The organism is Pseudomonas sp. NPDC090752 (assembly GCF_055584805.1).
The window spans coordinates 1-18,973 of the sequence record NZ_JBVJLI010000035.1 but is presented as its reverse complement, the minus strand read 5'-3'; the positions used below and the strand labels follow the sequence as shown (position 1 = coordinate 18,973).

The 18,973-nt window shown below is 60.7% G+C and carries 10 protein-coding genes and 1 rRNA gene; 4 read left to right on the top strand and 7 right to left on the bottom strand.

The window, feature by feature from the left end:
• Positions 1–154: 154 nt before the first annotated feature.
• Positions 155–270: ribosomal RNA gene (gene rrf / locus ACZ6YA_RS25875) — 5S ribosomal RNA — on the top strand.
• 61 nt (positions 271–331) lie between these two features.
• Here the strand turns inward: rrf and ACZ6YA_RS25870 are convergent.
• From ACZ6YA_RS25870 to ACZ6YA_RS25855, 4 genes are all read right to left on the bottom strand, one after another.
• Positions 332–2,818, bottom strand: coding sequence for a TonB-dependent siderophore receptor (locus ACZ6YA_RS25870; protein ID WP_465900592.1), 2,487 nt, complete (start codon positions 2,816–2,818; stop codon positions 332–334).
• 96 nt (positions 2,819–2,914) lie between these two features.
• On the bottom strand, positions 2,915–3,922 hold the full coding sequence (locus tag ACZ6YA_RS25865; protein WP_465900590.1) for a FecR domain-containing protein: 1,008 nt from the start codon (positions 3,920–3,922) through the stop codon (positions 2,915–2,917).
• The gene (locus tag ACZ6YA_RS25860) at positions 3,876–4,379 is read right to left on the bottom strand and encodes a sigma-70 family RNA polymerase sigma factor (protein WP_465900588.1); all 504 of its coding nucleotides are present in this window, start codon (positions 4,377–4,379) and stop codon (positions 3,876–3,878) included. The genes ACZ6YA_RS25865 and ACZ6YA_RS25860 overlap by 47 nt, the downstream gene beginning before the upstream one ends.
• A gap of 85 nt (positions 4,380–4,464) precedes the next feature.
• Positions 4,465–5,154: a GntR family transcriptional regulator gene (locus ACZ6YA_RS25855; protein WP_465900586.1), complete on the bottom strand. Its 690-nt coding sequence runs from the start codon at positions 5,152–5,154 to the stop codon at positions 4,465–4,467.
• A 204-nt stretch (positions 5,155–5,358) separates the two neighbouring features.
• On the opposite strand from ACZ6YA_RS25855, the gene lapG reads away from it, so the two are divergent.
• Both lapG and lapD read left to right on the top strand, forming a co-directional pair.
• The gene (gene lapG / locus ACZ6YA_RS25850) at positions 5,359–6,120 is read left to right on the top strand and encodes a cysteine protease LapG (protein ID WP_465900584.1); all 762 of its coding nucleotides are present in this window, start codon (positions 5,359–5,361) and stop codon (positions 6,118–6,120) included.
• Between the two features lie 10 nt (positions 6,121–6,130).
• Positions 6,131–8,077, top strand: coding sequence for a cyclic di-GMP receptor LapD (gene lapD, locus ACZ6YA_RS25845; RefSeq protein WP_465900582.1), 1,947 nt, complete (start codon positions 6,131–6,133; stop codon positions 8,075–8,077).
• 84 nt (positions 8,078–8,161) lie between these two features.
• Here lapD and ACZ6YA_RS25840 read toward each other — a convergent pair whose 3' ends face one another.
• From ACZ6YA_RS25840 to ACZ6YA_RS25830, 3 genes are read right to left on the bottom strand one after another with little or no spacing between them, the layout of a single operon-like run.
• Entirely contained in the window at positions 8,162–9,520 is a 1,359-nt protein-coding gene (locus ACZ6YA_RS25840) for an HlyD family type I secretion periplasmic adaptor subunit (RefSeq protein ID WP_465900594.1), read from the bottom strand.
• Positions 9,521–9,527: 7 nt separating this feature from the next.
• Positions 9,528–11,684, bottom strand: coding sequence for a type I secretion system permease/ATPase (locus ACZ6YA_RS25835; protein ID WP_465900580.1), 2,157 nt, complete (start codon positions 11,682–11,684; stop codon positions 9,528–9,530).
• A 44-nt stretch (positions 11,685–11,728) separates the two neighbouring features.
• Positions 11,729–13,066 carry a TolC family outer membrane protein gene (locus tag ACZ6YA_RS25830; protein WP_465900578.1) on the bottom strand — a complete coding sequence of 446 codons (1,338 nt, stop codon included), beginning with the start codon at positions 13,064–13,066 and terminating at the stop codon, positions 11,729–11,731.
• A 352-nt stretch (positions 13,067–13,418) separates the two neighbouring features.
• On the opposite strand from ACZ6YA_RS25830, the gene ACZ6YA_RS25825 reads away from it, so the two are divergent.
• On the top strand, positions 13,419–18,973 hold a 5,555-nt coding region (locus tag ACZ6YA_RS25825), incomplete at its 3' end, for a retention module-containing protein (protein WP_465900576.1).

The window sequence follows — 18,973 nt, the reverse complement described above, 5'->3', positions numbered from 1 at the left end:
TGGTAGTGTGGGGTTTCCCCATGTGAGAGTAGGTCATCGTCAAGATTCATTTCGCAAAACCCCTATCTGCGCGAGCAGGTAGGGGTTTTGTCTTTAAGTAGGAACTACAGAGATTCGCCGGTACGTCCACAGGACGGGCCGGCACACAGAATTTCTTGACGACCATAGAGCATTGGAACCACCTGATCCCATCCCGAACTCAGCAGTGAAACGATGCATCGCCGATGGTAGTGTGGGGTTTCCCCATGTGAGAGTAGGTCATCGTCAAGATTCAAACCCAAAGCCCCTGTCTGCGCTGCAGACAGGGGCTTTGTCTTTCCGGCTTATCACCTCAGAACTGATAGCTGACCGTAGCGCTCACATTGCGCTCTTCACCCATGTAGCAGTAATTCAGGCTAGCGCACGAAGCGATGTAGGTTTCGTTGGTAAGGTTATTGGCGTTCAGGCGCACGTCCACACCCTTGAGCCCGACCTTGCCCAGGTCGTACCCGACCGAGGCGTCGAACAGCGTGTAGGAGGGCACCTTCATGCTGTTTTCCGCATCTACCCAGCTATACCCCACGTAGCGCACGCCGCCGCCCAGGCGCAGGCCGTCGAGTGGCCCCTGGCGGAAGTTGTAATCGGCCCACAGCGATAACATCTGCTTCGGTGCTTGGGTGGGTGAATTGCCTTTATTGTCGAGCTGACCCGAGACCAGGCTTGGCATCGACTTGGAATACTCGATATCGGTAAAGGTGTAGCCACCCAGCAGCTTGAGGTTGTCTGTCACCTGCACGTGAGCTTCCAACTCCAGCCCTTGCGAGCGCACTTCACCTACAGGGCGGTAGAAGTCTTCGTTCGGCTGCTTGGATGCCAGGTTCTCTTGCTCGATGCGAAATACCGAGGCCGTGAACAGGTTGTCACTACCCGGTGGCTGATACTTGAGGCCCGCTTCCCACTGGGTGCCTTCGGTTGGCGCCAGTGGGCGGCCATCCTGATCGGAGACAGTATTGGGGTTGAACGATTCGGAGTAGCTGACATAGGGCGCTATACCATTCTCGAACAGGTAGAGCACGCCGGCACGCGTAGTGAACTTGGTGCGGTCATCGCTAGCCTTGGTATCGCTGTCACGGTTCTCCTCAGAGACCTTTACCCAGTCCTGGCGAAGGCCCAGCGAGAAGCGCCATTGATTCAGCTCGACCAGGTCCTGCAGATACACTCCGGTTTGCTGCAAACGACGCTGGTAGCGGTTTTCGCCAAGTACGTGAAGGTTGCCATTGCCATACTGCGGATTTCCGGCATCAAGGGGGTCAACGGTGCCGTAGCGCCATGCCACATCCGCCTTGCGCCGTTGATAGTCATTGCCCACCAGTAGGGTGTGCTTGGCCGTACCTGTGAAGAACTCCGCCTGTAGCATGCTATCGATGATGTAGGAATGCAGACGCTCATCACCGCCCGTGTAGGCGCGGTTGAGGATATTGCTGTCAGCATCCGCCCATCCTGCCGAATAGACCTGATCCATCGACACGTCGGAATCCTGGTATCGGAAGTTCTGCCGTGCGGTAAAGACATCATTGAAGCGGTGTTCGAACTGGTAGCTGAACGACAGTTGCGTACGCTCGTAGTTGTCGATGCCCGGCTCGCCTTCGAAGAAGTGATCGGACAAACGTAAGCCATTGCGTTTGTGCAGCATGCCGTCGGCCGGGTTACCGCCGTGGTAGCCCCCGTTGGGGTCGTGCTGCAGGTAGGCCTGCAGGGTCAGCGAGGTGTCCTCTGTGAAGTCGACGCTGATGGCCGGGGCGATGGCATAGCGTTCTTCCTTGTTATGGTCGAACTGTGTGTCGGAGGCGTCCGCCAACCCGGTCAGGCGATAGGCGATACGCTTGTCGTCATCCAGCGGGCCGCTGAAGTCGAAACCCATGCCACGCTGCCCCTGGGTACCCACCATGGCCTGTACCTGATGGTAGGCCTCGAAGAGCGGCTTTTTGGTGGTCAGGGCCACCAGACCACCTGGGGAGCTACGGCCGTAGAGCACCGAGGAGGGGCCTTTCAGGATGTCGATTCGCTCAATGAAGTACGGGTCCACCTGCATGGTGCTGTAGGTGCCGTTGTCGCCCATCGACTTGAGGCCATCGACGTAGATGTTATCCACAGAGCCATCGTTGAAACCGCGCATGGCCACGTAGTCATAGCGATGTGTAGCGCCGTAGGGGTTGGTCAGCACACCGGGGGTATAACGCATGGCCTGAGCGACGGTCTGCGAGCCCTGGTCGTCGATTTGCTGGCGGGTCACCACCGACACCGACTGCGAGGTCTCCACCAGCGGCATACTGGTCTTGGTCGCGACCTGGCTGTGGGTGGCGTTGTAACCCTCCATGCTGCCGAGTGCGTTGCCCAAGGTGAAACTGCGCACATCGGTGTCGGGTAGCGACAATGCCGCGTCAATTGGGCGCGCGCGAAGCACGTAACTGCGACCGTCCAGGCTGACCGCTTCAAGGCCTGTGCCACTGAGCAACTGGCGCAGTGCCTGGTCAGTCGAATACTGTCCCTGCAGGCCGCTGGACTCCAGCTCGCCGGTCAGCTGAGGCGTGCTGGTCAAGGTAATCCCGGCCTGGCGGGCGAACTGGTTGAGCACGTCATTCAACGGTCCAGGCGCAAGCGTATATTGCTGGCTTACCTGGGCGGGGGAGGCGGCGAACGTCGGCAAAGGTGCACCCGTAATTCCCAGAGCCGTACCGAACAGCGCGGCACGTATCGCCTTGCCTAGCCTGGCTGAATCCAAGACAGGTCGAAAATCATTCTCGCCGGAGGTGTGCACTAAAGGTGTAACGATGGGCATATCGAAGTCCGTCGGGTATTAAGGGCAGAAGGGATCCTTACTGTCCTAGCCGGACGCGTTGCCAATACCCGCCAGAAATTTCTCTGGAATGTCGAATCAGGCCACAGGTTCCAGCCGTATCCACCAACCTGTACGTTGGTGAAGCTGCACAGGCAGCGTCCGTGGTAGCAGTAGCAGTAGCTGATAGGGATCATCCAGGCGGTACACCCCAGACAGGCGAAGATCGGCGACGTCGTCAGTGCAGCCCAGGTAACCATGCCGGTACCGGCTCACCTGCGCGAGAAAGTCTGCCAAGCGCATGTCGCGCGTGACGATCAGCCCCTCCGTCCAGGCAGCAGCGTCCATGGCCACCTGCTCCAGGCGTCGCGCGCCGGATGCATCCACTCGCCAGTCCTGCCCGTTGCCGATCCATTGCAGCTCACCGGAGCTTGGCAGGTGCAGCGCGACCTTGCCCTGGCTGACGCTGACCCTCGTACAATCGACATCCTGCCGTACCGCAAAGCGTCCTTCAAAGCCTTCAAGCAGGGCATCACGCGTCTGTACCAGCAACGGGCGCCGTTGATACGGCGTTGTGCTACAGGTCAGCATCAGTTCGCCGTGTTTGAGGCGGATCATGCGCTGTTGCTCAGTAAAGGCCAGGTCCACCGCGCTGCGCGTGTTGAGTTGCAGGAGGGAGTCATCGGGCAAGCGCACGGTGCGGCGCTCGCCGGTCACGGTGGCGTAGTCCGAGGTCCAGGCGCTGACGCTCTCCAAGTCTTTCGCCAGCCAGCTTGCCGTGCCCACCAGGGCAGTACCACACAGCAGTTTTAGTGCCTGGCGTCGGTGCAGGCGCCGCTGACTGGTCTCCAACGTCTGCAGGGCAACGCCGGCCCCGGGGATCGCGCGCAGGTCGAGATCTTGATGCAAGCTGATCACCCGCTGCCAGGCGAGCTCATGCTCCTGCTGTGCATTTCGCCAGCGTTCGCATTGCTGCGACAACGTTGGATCGTTGCCGCTTTCACGCAGGCTCAGCATCCAGTGTATGGCCTGTTTCACGGCCTTGGGCGAGGGCGCCACTTCAGCACTCGTCTTCGAAGCGCAACAGGTAACAGTGGTACAGCGCATCGGCGATGTAGCGCTCCACCGAACGCAGCGAGATGCCCATCTGCTCGGCAATGGCCTTATGGCTCAACTCTTCGCACTGGGCCAGCAGGAACGCTCGACGGACCTTGGGTTTGAGTCCGTCAAGCATGCGCGCGATGCGCTCAAGCAGCTCCAACAGCAGTTCGCGGGTTTCGGCCGAGGGGGCATGCGCCTCTGGCACATGGGCCAAGGCTTCAAGATAAGCACGTTGTAGCTCTTCGCGCCGCCAGTGGTCGATCACCAGCCCGCGGGCGATCGTGCGCAGAAAAGCCCGTGGCGTGTTTAGCTGTGACTGTTGAGGGCGTTGTAGCAGGCGAACGAAAGTGTCCTGGGCCAGGTCCGCGGCATCGGCCGCATTGCCCAATTTACTGCGCAACCACCTGTTCAGCCAGTTGTGATGATCACTGTAGAGCGTGTGCACGGAGTAATTGGAAGGCATGACGAGCCATCGGCATAAATGATAATTAGTCTCATTGTTTGCCAGGGCGGGCGACGATTGCAACTCTCATTTGTACACCGTGCGGTTACGGAGCCGACTGTTTGTCCAGATAGTTCCTGATGACGCGAGCGCCATTGTTCAGGTGCTGCTCCAATATTCGCACGGCTTCATCCACCAGCTTGTCGCTCGCCGCGTCGGCCAAGGCGTTGTGATCGTCCTGAGTCAATTTGCCCAGCCCCATCGACGACAGATGGAAGCGCAGGAATCGCTCTTCCTCGTTCAGCTCGTTCTCAATCAGGCGTAGCAATTTCTGGTTCGGCGCCTTGCCATACAGTGCCATGTGAAAGAGCCGGTTGAGGCGACCGATTTCGGCATGGCCGGTCTCGTTTTCCAGTTGCTGGATGTAGCCGCGTGCCCGGGCGATATCGTCGGCATCGAGCAGCGGAATGGATTGGCGTAGCGCCTCCGACTCGAGCAACACCCGCAACGCATAGGTGTCGACCGCGTCTTCGCCGATCAAGGGCGCTACGACCGCGCCTTTGTGCATCTCCACCTTCAGCAGCGATTGTGCTTCGAGCTGGCGCAGCGCCTCGCGCACAGGCATGCGACTGACGCCATACAAGGTCGCGAGTTCTTGTTGGCGTACGGCAGTACCCGGCGGCAGGCGGCCATCGAGGATAGCGCTGCGCAGGCGCTCTTCGATTACCGCACGGGCCAGGTGTGCTGGCAGTTGCTCACTCGCCAGCACGTTGCTCAGTTTGATTTTCTCGCCCACGCGAAGTCTGCCTCGACGACTAAATTTGGATCCAATGACACTAGTAATAGGCAAGGGGGCTTGTCAAACCCGCGCACGCAGAGGGGCATGCGAATCAAGACCATGGGATATGGTGGATGAACTCACTGGCCAAAGGAAGCGCCATATACCAAGCGCTAACAAGAAAGTTATAGCTGACAGGTTATTGGCCGCCATGATTGCAGGGTGCCATTGTTTTTTGATCTGGCAGGCCGCACCATCGCTGCTTTCGATTGGTCTGAACAGGTCTTCGCAGTGGCGATACCCTGGGTACTCAAAACCGCTGTGCACCGTATTGGCCTTGCTGTACTGCTGGGTAGCTTGCTGCTGGGCGGCCTGCACGCGGACTGGGACTTCTCCGCGATCAGCCGCAAGTCGCAGGCCCTGTACGGCCCGCTGGGTGCGGGGAAGGGCCGTATAGATGCCTGGCAGAATATGATGGCCACGCAGGGCCAAGGTACTGAGCTACAGCGGCTGCAGGTGGTCAACTTGTTCTTCAATCAGCAGCTGCGCTATGTCGAAGACATCGACCTGTGGCACGAAGTCGACTACTGGGCCACGCCGATCCAGGCCTTGATCAAGGGCGCCGGTGATTGCGAAGACTACGCCATCGCCAAGTACTTCAGCCTGCGGCGCATGGGCATCCCCAGCGAGAAACTACGCATCACCTACGTCAAGGCCCTGCGCCAGAACCGCGCGCACATGGTGCTGACCTATTATTCAAGCCCACAGGCTCAGCCGCTGGTACTCGACAGCCTGATGGACGCGATAAAACCGGCCAGTCAGCGTAGCGACCTGCTGCCCGTCTACGCCTTCAATGGCGAAGGGCTGTGGCTGACAGGCGCTGCAGGCAACAAGAAGGTTGGCGACACCAAGCGCTTGTCACGCTGGCAGGACGTGTTGAAGAAAATGCAGGCCGAAGGGTTCCCGGCCGAACCGGTTTACTGAAGGAGCACAGATGTCACTGTTCAAACAATTGCTGTTGGCCATTTGCCTGTTCCTGGTGGTCGCGTTCAGCGGCAGTTTCATGGTCAGCCTGGAAAGCTCGCGCAGCCAGTACGTCAATCAGCTGCGCTCGCATGCCCAGGATGCTGCCACTGCGCTGGCCTTGTCGCTGACACCCAACATCGACGACCCGGCCATGGTCGAGCTCATGGTCAGTTCGATCTTCGACAGTGGCTATTACGCGAGCATCAAGGTCGTCGACCTGGGTTCCAATGCGGTACTGGTTGAGCGTCACGCCGAGCCTGACCCAGGCGGTGTTCCGGCCTGGTTCATTCATTTGATCGGGCTGGAGGCGGCCGGTGGCGATGCCATTGTCAGTCGTGGCTGGCAGCAGGCGGCGCGGGTCGAAGTGATCAGTCACCCGATGTTCGCCATCGCCAAGCTCTGGCAGAGCGCCTTGGGCAGCCTGGGTTGGCTGCTGTTGTGCGGTGCGGCGAGCGCGATGCTAGGTGCCTTGCTGCTGCGCCGCCAGTTGCGGCCGCTGGACTACATGGTCGAACAGTCCCACGCGATTGCCCGCCGCGAGTTCCTCAGCCTGCCGGAACTGCCGCGCACGCCGGAGTTGCGCCGTGTGGTGCAGGCGATGAACCAGATGGTCGAGAAGCTCAAGGCGCTGTTCACCGAGCAGGCCGAGCGCAGTGAGCGGCTGCGGACAGAGTCCTATCAGGACAGCCTGACGGGATTGTCCAATCGCCGTTATTTTGAAATGCAACTCACCAACCGAGTCAGCAACCTGGAAGACGCCCGTGCCGGTTACCTGCTGTTGCTGCGGGTGCAGGATCTGACAGGGCTCAACGCGCGTCTCGGCGGCCAGCGCACCGACCAATTGCTGCAGGCCGTTGGCGAACAGCTGCGGCGGACCTGTGCCCGCTTCCCTGAAACCAAAGACTTGATTTCCCGCAGCCGCGGCGGCGAATTTGCCGTACTGGCGCCGGGTATGGTGCATGAGGAAGCGGTACAGCTGGCCCAGGCGCTGGAGGTGACATTACAGAGCCTGCACGAGACTGGCGCCACCGACGTCGACCCAGTGGCCTGTATCGGACTGGCCCCCTTCAGCCCCGGCGACGCACCCCAGACGCTGCTCAAGCTCGCCGACGAGGCGTTGGCGCGCGCCGAGAATCAACCCACGCCGGGTTGGGTGTGCCTGGAGCAAGGCGCAGCGGCAGTTGCTGGCGACAGCCATCACGACTGGCACACACGGCTCGACCAGGCGTTCGTCAAAGGCCAGTTCGAACTGTTTTTCCAGCCGGTGGTGGATTGCCATGATGCGCAGCGGGTGCTGCATCACAAGGTGATCTCGCGGCTGCACGATGACCAAGGCGAGGCACTGCCAGCTGGGCGCTTCCTGCCATGGCTGGAGCGCTTTGGCTGGATGCCGCGCCTGGATTTGCTGGTACTTGAGAAAGTGCTGGCGCATCTGCGCAGCCACGACCAGGTGCTGGCGTTGAACCTGTCCGCCGCCACCCTCGCCGACCCCAAGGCCCTGCAGCGGGTATACGAGCTACTGGGGCAGAACGCTGTGCTGGGTCCGCGCCTGATCTTCGAGATCGGTGAGGAACAATTGCCGGAGCAGGCGGTACTCGAACAACTGACCCGGCGACTGCACGGGCTTGGCTTCGGGCTGGCTTTGCAGCGTTTCGGTGGACGCTTCAGCATGATAGGTAACCTGGCGCACCTGGGCCTGGCGTACCTGAAGATCGATGGCAGCTACATCCGCAACATCGACCACGAACAGCACAAGCGCCTGTTCATCGAAGCGATCCAGCGCGCCGCACACAGCATTGACCTGCCGTTGATTGCAGAGCGTGTGGAAACGCAAGGGGAGCGGCAGGTGCTGCTGGAAATGGGCGTGGAAGGCATTCAAGGCCAGCTGGTAGGTGAACCTGCACCGTGGCGCTGAACGCGATGCATATTCCCTGATGGCACCGGCTTGGCCGGTGTTCGCGGCTGAAGCCGCGCCCACCGGCCCTCTGAATCATAGAACTCAGCGCTCGCGCAGGGCCTCGGCGCGGGCCTTCATGATGGGCTTGAGCAGGTAGCTCATGATGGTCTTCTTGCCGGTCATGATGTCCACCGTGGCGACCATCCCGGGAATGATCAGCAGCGGTTTCTCGTCAGTGCCCAAGTGGCTTTTGTCAGTACGTAGCTTGATCAGGTAATAGGTGGTCTTCTTGTCTTCGTCGGTGATGGTATCGGCACCGATCTGTTCCAGCTTGGCCTTCAGCCCGCCGTAGATGGTGTAGTCATAGGCGGTGAACTTGACCGTGGCTTCCTGGCCCGGGTGCAGGAAGGCAATGTCCTTGGGCAGGATCTTCGCCTCGACCACCAGGGTGTCGTCCAGCGGCACGATCTCGATGATGTCGCTGCCCGGCTGGATCACGCCGCCGACGGTGTTGACCAGCAGTTGCTTGACGATACCGCGCACTGGCGAAGTGACCATGGTGCGGTTGACCCGGTCATCCAGCGCCTTGCCCGTGGCGGTGGCCTTGTTCAGCTCGGTACGCGCTTCGTTGAGTTGGGTCAGTGCCTCGCTGCGGAACTTGCCGCGGGTTTCCTCGATCTTGCTCTGCACTTCCTTGATGGCCGCTTCGGCGCGGGGAATGGCCAGCGCGGTGGAGTCCATCTGGCCGCGGTTCTCCACTTCGGCGCGGCGCAGGCGCAGCACTTCCACTTGGGAGATCGCGCCCTGGGCCACCAACGGCTCGGACATGGAAATTTCCTGGCGCAGCAACTGCAGGCTGTTGGCGTATTGCGCACGCTTGGAGGTGAACTCACGAAGCTCTTGTTGCTTCTGCACCAGCTGCTGTTCCAGGCCGCTGATTTCGTCCTGCAACTGCTGGCGCCGGCTTTGGTACAGCGACTGCTCGCTAGCGGCCTGGCTTGGCGCCGCCTTGCGCAGTTCTTCGTCGATTTGCAGAGGTTTGTCGTCCACTTCGGCACTCAGGCGCTGCACGCGCAGGGCCATGGCCAGGCGCGACGCCTCGGTTTCGTCGACGTTGGAGGCAAAGCGGGTTTCATCCAGACGCAGCAGCGGCTGACCAACCTCGACGATTTCCCCTTCCTTGGCGTAGATCTGGGCGACGATGCCGCCTTCCAGGTTCTGGATTTTCTGCACCTTGGAGGACGGGATGGCCTTGCCCTCGCCGCGGGTGACCTCATCGATCGGCGCCACGCTGGCCCAGATGATCATGACCAGGAAGAAAGCGATGATGCCCCAGATGGTCAGGCGCACGATGCGCGGTGCGTCTTCGATCAGCGCTTTGTTGACTTCGGGCAGCGGCTGTCCGGCCAGCGACTCGGAGCCCTTGAAGTAGCGGCGCAGATTGTCCTTGAAACGCCCCATATCCAGCTTATGCAACACTGATCTGCCCCTTCTTCAGCGCTTCCATGACGGCGGCTTTCGGGCCATCCGCGACGATCTGTCCACGGTCGATGACGATCAACCGGTCCACCAGCGACAGTAACGACGCCCGATGCGTTACCAGCAACACGGTCTTGCCTTCGATCACTGCACTCAGACGCTGCTTGAGGCGCTCTTCGCCGGTGTTGTCCATGGCGCTGGTAGGCTCGTCGAGCAGCAGGATCTGCGGGTTGAGCAGCAGCGCGCGGGCCAGGGCGACGTTCTGTCGCTGGCCGCCAGAGAGGTTCTGGCCGCGCTCGCCGACCTGCAGCTCATAACCATCGGGGTGCAGGCGGGCGAATTCATGCACGCCAGCCAGCTCGGCGGCCTGCAGGATCAGCTCGTCTTCGATGTAGCGGGCGCCACTGACCAGGTTGTCGCGCAGGGTGCCAGCCAGTAGCTGGATGTCCTGGGGCACGTAGCCGATGTTATGGCGCAGTTCGCTGACGTCGATCTGGCGGATGTCCACGCCATCGACCAGCAAGGAGCCGTTGTCCGGTTCGTACAGGCCGACGATAAGTTTGGCCAGCGAGCTCTTGCCCGAGCCGCTGCGGCCGATGATGCCGACCTTCTCGCCCGGGCGGATGTTCAGGTTGATGCCTTTGAGTGCCTGGTTCTGCTGGTTCGGGTAGGTGAACTCGATACCGCGGAACTCGATCGCACCCTGCAGGACCTGGCGGCTGAGCGGGCGCTCCTCGAAGTTGCGCTCCTGTGGAAGTTCCATCATCTGGTCGGTCGCGACCATGGTCACCTTGGCCTGCTGGTAGCGGGCCAGCAGCCCGTTCAGCGAGCCCAACGGGCCGAGGGCACGACCGCTGAGCATGTAGCAGGCCACCAGGCCGCCCATGCTCAGGTTGCCGTCGATGATCAGGTAAACGCCGACGCAGATCATCGCCACGCCCGCCAGTTGCTGGATAAGCATCGTGATGTTCATGGCCAGGCTCGACAGCACCTTGACCCGCAACTCCAGACGGCTGAGGGTGCCAAGGGTCTGCTCCCACATGTACTGGCGCTCGCTCTCGGCGTTGTTGACCTTGACCCCGTCCAGCCCGGCCAGGGTTTCGATCAGGCTCGACTGACGCTCCGAAGCCAGTGCCATGGTGCGCTCCATGGTTGCCATCAAGGGCTTCTGCAGGGCATAGCCGATGCCCAGGGCCAGCGGGAAGGCGAGGATGGGGATCCACACCAGGTGCCCGCCGATGATGGCGATGACCAGCAAAATCAGCAGGGTGAACGGCAGGTCGATCAGAGTGGTCAACGTGAGCGAGGCGAGGAAGTCGCGCAGGCCCTGGAACTCATGGATGTTCTGGGCGAAGCTGCCGACCCGCGCCGGGCGGTACTTCATCGACATGCCGACAATTCGCTCGAACAGCGTCGCCGAAATGATCAGGTCAGTCTTTTTGCCGGCAAGGTCAAGGCACAGCCCGCGCAGGCCTTTGAGGATCAGGTCGAACACATAAGCGAAGCCAATACCGGCGGCCAGCACCCACAGTGTCGAGGTGGCCTGGTTGGGCACCACGCGGTCGTAGACGTTCATCACGAACAACGGCGCGGCCAAAGCAATCAGGTTGATCACCAGGCTGGCGGCGATGGCATCGATGTACAGCCACTTGCTGCGCAACAGCGTATCGCGGAACCAGGATTTCGCCCGTGGGATCAGGTTGCCGTGATTGACGTCGTATTTGTGCTGCGGCTGGGCGAAGAACACCTTGCCGCTGTAGTCGTCCTGCAAGGCCTCGCGGCTGACCAGTACTTCACCACCGTCGCTCTCGCTGAGCAGCAGGCGTGCGGTGTCGTCGTTCTCCCAGCCCACCAGGATGGCGCTGCGGCCGTCCTTGAGCAGCAGCATGGCGGGCATGGCGATGCTCGGAATCTGCTCCAGCTTGCGTTGCAGCAGACGCCCTTGCAGGCCGGCCCGGGCAGCTGCACGGGGCAGCAGCTCAGCGTTGAGACGCTGCGCGGGCAGCGGCAGGCCGGTGGTCAGCATGGCTCGGCTGGCGGGTTTCTGGTGCAGGACACACAGGGTCAACAGACTGTCCAGCAAGGGATCGTCGTGTTGACTGCGTGGATCGTGGCTGAGTTGGACTCGACTGACTTCGGATTCCACGCGGCGCTCTCTTCATCCTTGCGGGTAGATGGATCGGGTGCGCCTCAGTTCAGGCCTGGCAGGTTCACCCGTGGTTTCAGATCATTCTGCACAACGGTGGCCATCGGCGCTACGACACCCTGGCTCTTGAGCAGTTGACCAATGGTCGCCTTGATTCGGTACTGAGTAAACAATTGTATGTTCTTCACTTCTACCAGACGACGTTGGGCGGTGAAGGTTTCATTTTCGCTGTCGAGCAGGTCGAGCAGGGTACGCTCACCAAGGCTGAACTGCTGCTGGTAGGCACTGCGCACCCGGTTGCTGTGATCGACGTACTGCTGCGCGATCGGCACCTGCAGGTTGGCATTCTCTTGCGCATTCCAGGCCAGGCCCAACTCTTCATTGAGCTGGCGCAGGGCATTGTTGCGGATATCCAGCGCCTGGTTGGCCAGGTAAGACTTGGATTCCAGGTCGGCCTTGTTGCTGCCACCGGCATACAAATTGAAGTTCATGCGCAGCATGGCCTGCCACTCGTTGTTATGGCCAACCGTGCCGTCGATATTGTTGTCGGCCGTTCGTCCGAGTTCTGCATCGAAGCGTGGATAGAAAGTGGACTTGGCGGCGGCGTATTGCTTCTCTGCAGCTGCGATATCCGACTCGGCCGAGCGCAGTACCGGGCTGCTTTCTACCATCTGCGTGCGTGCCTCTTCCAGGGTGGCCGGCAGCAGGTCGATGAAAGGCGAGGGGGCACTCAGTTCATCCGGCATCTGACCCACCACGCTCAGGTAGTTGGTGTTGGCGTCGGCCAGATTGGTCTGCTCGGTGATCAGGTTGTTGCGGGCCTGCGCCAAACGCGCTTCGGCCTGATCGAGGTCGGCGAGGCGGCCGACGCCGCGGTTGGTGCGCAACGTGATCTGGTCAAGGATGCGTTCGTGATTACGCAAGTTTTCCTGGGCCAAGCGCACCATCTCACGGCGTGTGAGGACATCCAGGTAAACCTGGGCCACGTCGAGCGCCGTGCGTTCGGAGGTACCCATCAACGAGTAGGCGCGAGCATTGGCGGTGGCTTGTTGACGGCCGACTTCACTGGATGTGGCAAAACCGTCAAAAACCATCTGACGGAGTCGGATTGCTGACTCGCCACGGTTGAGGCTTTCCCAACGGTTGCCGGTACTTGGGCTGTCGGTGCCTTCCCGGCCGTAGCCGGCGGTCACATCGACCCGCGGCAAATAGCCGCCCTTGGCGGCCCGTAGTTGATAGTCCGCAGCTACCCGAGCGTTGACGCCGGCCTGAATTTCCGGGTGCACTTCAAGGGCTTTCTGCATGGCTTCGGGCAAGGTTTGTGCTTGTACGAAAGAGGCGGCAAAGGCGAATGGAAGAGCGGTAAACAGTGACGCACGCATTTTTTACTGGTCCCCGAGGGCGCTGTTGTCCTGAATCACGGCCGGAGCGGTTCAGGTCTGAAAAATGACAACCTGACTTGACCGATGAGCAGACTTCAGAAGGGGCACTGGTATTAGTACTAAAGGAAGGGATGGCAAACGTTCAAATATCAATGTGACATTACCAAGCCGATTGTTTAGGATGGCGATCATAAGGTCAATAGTTTGGCATAAAGTTAATCGCCAACAGTTATAGACAGAATTTTGACGTCAAATACGTCGAACATATTAAAGACACAATTCCGCCTGCAGCGGCCCACTCACGCCGCGCGGAGCATGGAACACGATCAAATCGGGTAACCCGGAGAGTCTAATGAGCAGCGTTGTAGCCATCGTAAAAAGCATTGTTGGCCAAGTCATCGCAGTATCCCCAGAAGGCATCCGGCGCGTATTGATCGAAGGCGATCGCCTGCTGGCCGGTGAAGAAGTTCTCACCGGCCCGGGCGGCGCCGTTACCCTTGAGCTGGCCGATGGCCGCCTGCTCGACCTGGGCCGTGACACTCAGTGGAGCGCCGACACGCCAGACAGCAGCACCGACCTGAGCCAGGCCACTGCACAAGCCGCGCCGTCGGTGGAAGAACTGCAGCAGGCGATTGCTTCGGGTGTCGACCCGACTACCGAGCTGGAAGCGCCGGCCGCCGGCGCCGCAGCCGGTGGCGGCGGCGCTGCGGGTGGTGGCCACAGCTTCGTGTTGCTCGACGCAACGGCGGGCAGCGTGGACCCGACCATCGGCTTTCCGACCGACCCGCTCACATTCGCCGCCGGGCTTGATACGGAGGAAGTGGGGGCGCTGGATACCAGCACCAATGCCTTGGTCGATACGCCAGTCGCCACCGCCCTTACCCTGAGCGCCACCCCTTCCATCACCGAAGCGGGTGGCGTGATCGTCTATACCGCTACGGTGGGCCAGGCACCATCGTCGAACCTAACCGTGACGCTGTCGAACGGTGCTGTGATCGTCATTCCCGCTGGGCAGACCAGCGGCAGCGTCAACGTGAACATCCCGCCGAACGACACGCCGTACATCGATGGCGGCCAGATTTCCACGACCGTTACCGCTACGACGGGGGGTAGCGGTCTGGTCGTGACCCTGCCGCAAAATCCCGCGGTTACGCTGATCACCGATACCGTCGACAACACCACCGCGACCCTCACTGCTTCGCCGAGCGTGACCGAAGGCGGCGTGATCACCTACACCGTGACCCTGAGCAACCCTGCGCAGACGCCGGTGACCGTGACCCTGTCCAATGGCCAGACCATTACCGTTGAGGCGGGCAAGACCACGGGTACTGTGGATTTCCAGACCCCGGCCAATGATGTCTACAACAACGGTTCGACCGTCAGCACCAGCATCACCGGTGCAACGGGTGGCAATTTCGAGCAGCTGACGCCGAACCCAGCGCCTGCCGAGACCGTGATCAGTGACTCGGTCGATACCACCACCGCGACCCTCACTGCTTCGCCAAGCGTGACCGAAGGCGGCGTGATCACCTACACCGTGACCCTGAGCAACCCTGCGCAGACGCCGGTGACCGTGACCCTGTCCAATGGCCAGACCATTACCGTTGAGGCGGGCAAGACCACGGGTGCCGTGGATTTCCAGACCCCGGCCAATGATGTCTACAACAACGGTTCAACCGTCAGCACCACCATCACCGGTGCAACAGGTGGCAATTTCGAACAGCTGACGCCGAACCCAGCGCCTGCCGAGACCGTGATCAGTGACTCGGTCGATACCACCACCGCGACCCTCACTGCTTCGCCAAGCGTGAACGAAGGCGGCGTGATCACCTACACCGTGACCCTGAGCAACCCTGCGCAGACGCCGGTGACCGTGACCCTGTCCAATGGCCAGACCATTACCGTTGAGGCGGGCAAGACCACGGGTACCGTGGATTTCCAGACCCCGGCCAATGATGTCTACAACAACGGTTCAACCGTCAGCACCACCATCACCGGTGCAACAGGTGGCAATTTCGAACAGCTGACGCCGAACCCAGCGCCTGCCGAGACCGTGATCAGTGACAGCATCGACACTGTTACTGTCAGCATCGTCAGTAATGGTGATGTGACCGAAGCTCAGGCGCCGACTTTTACCGTTTCGGTCAGCCAGAAGCTGGATCACGATCTGAACGTGACATTGAGCAACGGCGCGACAGTGGTCATCGCTGCAGGCCAAAGCACAGTCACCTATAGCCTTCCCGCTCAGGGGGATGATGTATTCAAGGACGCCGGTTCAGTTACTCTTGGAGTAGTTGACGCAAGCGTTGTCGGCGAGACTTTCGAAAGTCTGGAGCTGGGTGGCAACGCCACCGTGCAGATCACTGACACCACCAGTGAAGTTGTCGCCACTCTGACGGCAGACAAGACCACCGTGGCCGAAGGCGGCCAGATCACTTACACCGTGACCCTGACCAACGCCCAAGGCCTGTCGGTTACCGGCCACAACGGCCTGACCTTCACCTTGTCTGACGGCACCAAGGTTACCGTCCCGGCCAACAGCGCCACCGGCACCTTCACCATCACCGCTAACGATGATGTGTATGTCGGCGGTCAACCCAATATCGTCAACAAGCTGGAATCGGTTGAGGGGGCGGACAACTTCGAGAAGCTGACCCTCGGTCAGGAACAAGTGAAGACCGAAGTCACCGACGAACCTGGTACCGGCACGCCGGGCACGGGTAACGAAGGCGACAAGGTTTCGGTCACCATCGTCAGCAACGGCAATGTCACTGAAGACCAGCAGCCAAGCTTCACCGTCAAGGTCAGCCAGAAGCTCGACCATGACCTGACCGTCAACCTGTCCAACGGCGGTCAAGTGGTGATCGCTGCCGGCCAGACCGAGGCGATCTACAAGGCCCCGGCCCAAGGCGACGACGTCTTCAAAGACGGCGGTTCGCTGACCGTCGGCATCACTGACGCCACTGTTGTTGGAGAAACCTTCGAGAACCTGGAGCTGGGTGGCAACGCCACGGTGCAGATCACCGACACCACCAGTGAAGTCGTTGCGACCCTGACGGCTGACAAGACCACCGTCGCTGAAGGCGGCCAGATCACTTACACCGTGACCCTGACCAACGCTCAAGGTCTGTCGGTCACTGGCCACAACGGCCTGACCTTCACCCTGTCCGACGGCACCAAAGTTAACGTCCCGGCCAACAGCGCCACCGGTACCTTCACCATCAATGCTCCGGACGACGTCTTCGTCGGCGGCCAGCCTGCGATTACCAACAAGTTGGAATCGGTTGAGGGTGCGGACAGCTTCGAGAAGTTGACCCTCGGCCAGGAACAAGTGAAGACCGAAGTCACCGACGAACCCGGCACCGGCACTCCGGGCACTGGCAACGAAGGCGACAAAGTCAGCGTCACCATCGTCAGCAACGGTGACGTGAACGAGGCTGAACAGCCAAGCTTCACCGTCAAGGTCAGCCAGAAGCTCGACCATGACCTGACCGTCAACCTGTCCAACGGCGGCCAAGTGGTGATCGCTGCCGGCCAGACCGAAGCGATCTACAAGGCCCCGGCCCAAGGCGACGACGTCTTCAAAGATGGCGGTTCGCTGACCGTCGGCATCACTGACGCCACTGTCGTTGGCGAAACCTTCGAGAACCTGGAGCTGGGTGGCAATGCCACCGTGCAGATTACCGACACCACCAGCGAAGTGGTCGCGACCCTGACGGCCGACAAGACCACCGTTGCCGAAGGCGGCCAGATCACTTACACCGTGACCCTGACCAACGCTCAAGGTCTGTCGGTCACTGGCCACAACGGCCTGACCTTCACCCTGTCCGACGGCACCAAAGTCACCGTTCCGGCCAACAGCGCCACCGGCACCTTCACCATCAATGCTCCGGACGACGTCTTCGTCGGCGGCCAGCCTGCGATTATCAACAAGCTGGAATCGGTTGAGGGTGCGGACAACTTTGAAAAACTGACGCTGGGCGACAGCTCCGTCACCACCACCGTGACTGATGAACCCGGCACCGGTACGCCGGGCACTGGCAACGAAGGCGACAAAGTCAGCGTGACCATCGTCAGCAACGGCAATGTCACTGAAGATCAGCAGCCGTCGTTCACTGTAAAAGTGAGCCAGAAGCTCGACCACGACCTGACCGTGAACCTGTCCAACGGCGGTCAAGTCGTGATCGCTGCCGGCCAGACCGAAGCCATCTACAAGGCCCCGGCCCAAGGCGACGACGTCTTTAAAGACGGCGGTTCGCTGACTGTCGGCATCACTGACGCCACTGTCGTTGGCGAAACCTTCGAGAACCTGGAGCTGGGTGGCAACGCCACCGTACAGATCACCGACACCACCAGCGAAGTTGTCGCCACCCTGACGGCCGACAAGACCACCGTCGCCGAAGGCGGTCAGATCACTTACACCGTGACCCTGACCAACGCCCAAGGTCTGTCGGTCACTGGCCACAACGGCCTGACCTTCACCTTGTCTGACGGCACCAAGGTTACCGTCCCGGCCAACAGCGCCACCGGCACCTTCACCATCACCGCTAACGATGATGTGTATGTCGGCGGTCAACCCAATATCGTCAACAAGCTGGAATCGGTCGAGGGTGCGGACAACTTTGAAAAACTGACGCTGGGCGACAGCTCCGTCACCACCACCGTGACTGATGAACCCGGCACCGGCACGCCGGGCACTGGCAACGAAGGCGACAAAGTCAGCGTGACCATCGTCAGCAACGGTGACGTGAACGAGGCTGAACAGCCAAGCTTCACCGTCAAGGTCAGCCAGAAGCTCGACCATGACCTGACCGTCAACCTGTCCAACGGCGGCCAGGTGGTGATCGCTGCAGGCCAGACCGAGGCGATCTACAAGGCCCCGGCCCAAGGCGACGACGTCTTCAAAGATGGCGGTTCGCTGACCGTCGGCATCACTGACGCCACTGTCGTTGGGGAAACCTTCGAGAACCTGGAGCTGGGTGGCAACGCCACTGTACAGATCACCGACACCACCAGCGAAGTTGTCGCCACCCTGACCGCCGACAAGACCACCGTGGCCGAAGGCGGCCAGATCACTTACACCGTGACCCTGACCAACGCCCAAGGTCTGTCGGTCACTGGCCACAATGGCCTGACCTTCACCTTGTCCGATGGCACCAAAGTTACCGTTCCGGCCAACAGTGCCACCGGTACCTTCACCATCAGTGCTCCGGACGACGTCTTCGTCGGCGGCCAGCCTGCGATTACCAACAAACTGGAATCGGTTGAAGGCGCGGACAACTTCGAGAAGTTGACCCTCGGCCAGGAACAAGTGAAGACCGAAGTCACCGACGAACCCGGCACCGGCACTCCGGGCACTGGCAACGAAGGCGACAAAGTCAGCGTCACCATCGTCAGCAACGGTGACGTGAACGAGGCTGAACAGCCAATCTTCACCGTCAAGGTCAGCCAGAAGCTCGACCATGACCTGACCGTCAACCTGTCCAACGGCGGTCAAGTGGTGATCGCTGCCGGCCAGACCGAAGCGATCTACAAGGCCCCGGCCCAAGGCGACGACGTCTTCAAGGACGGCGGTTCGCTGACCGTTGGCATCACTGACGCCACTGTCGTTGGCGAAACCTTCGAGAACCTGGAGCTGGGTGGCAACGCCACGGTGCAGATCACCGACACCACCAGCGAAGTTGTCGCCACCCTGACGGCCGACAAGACCACCGTGGCCGAAGGCGGCCAGATCACCTACACCGTGACCCTGACCAATGCCCAGGGTCTGTCGGTCACCGGCCACAACGGCCTGACCTTCACCTTGTCCGATGGCACCAAGGTTACCGTCCCGGCCAACAGCGCCACCGGCACCTTCACCATCACCGCTAACGATGATGTGTATGTCGGCGGTCAACCCAATATCGT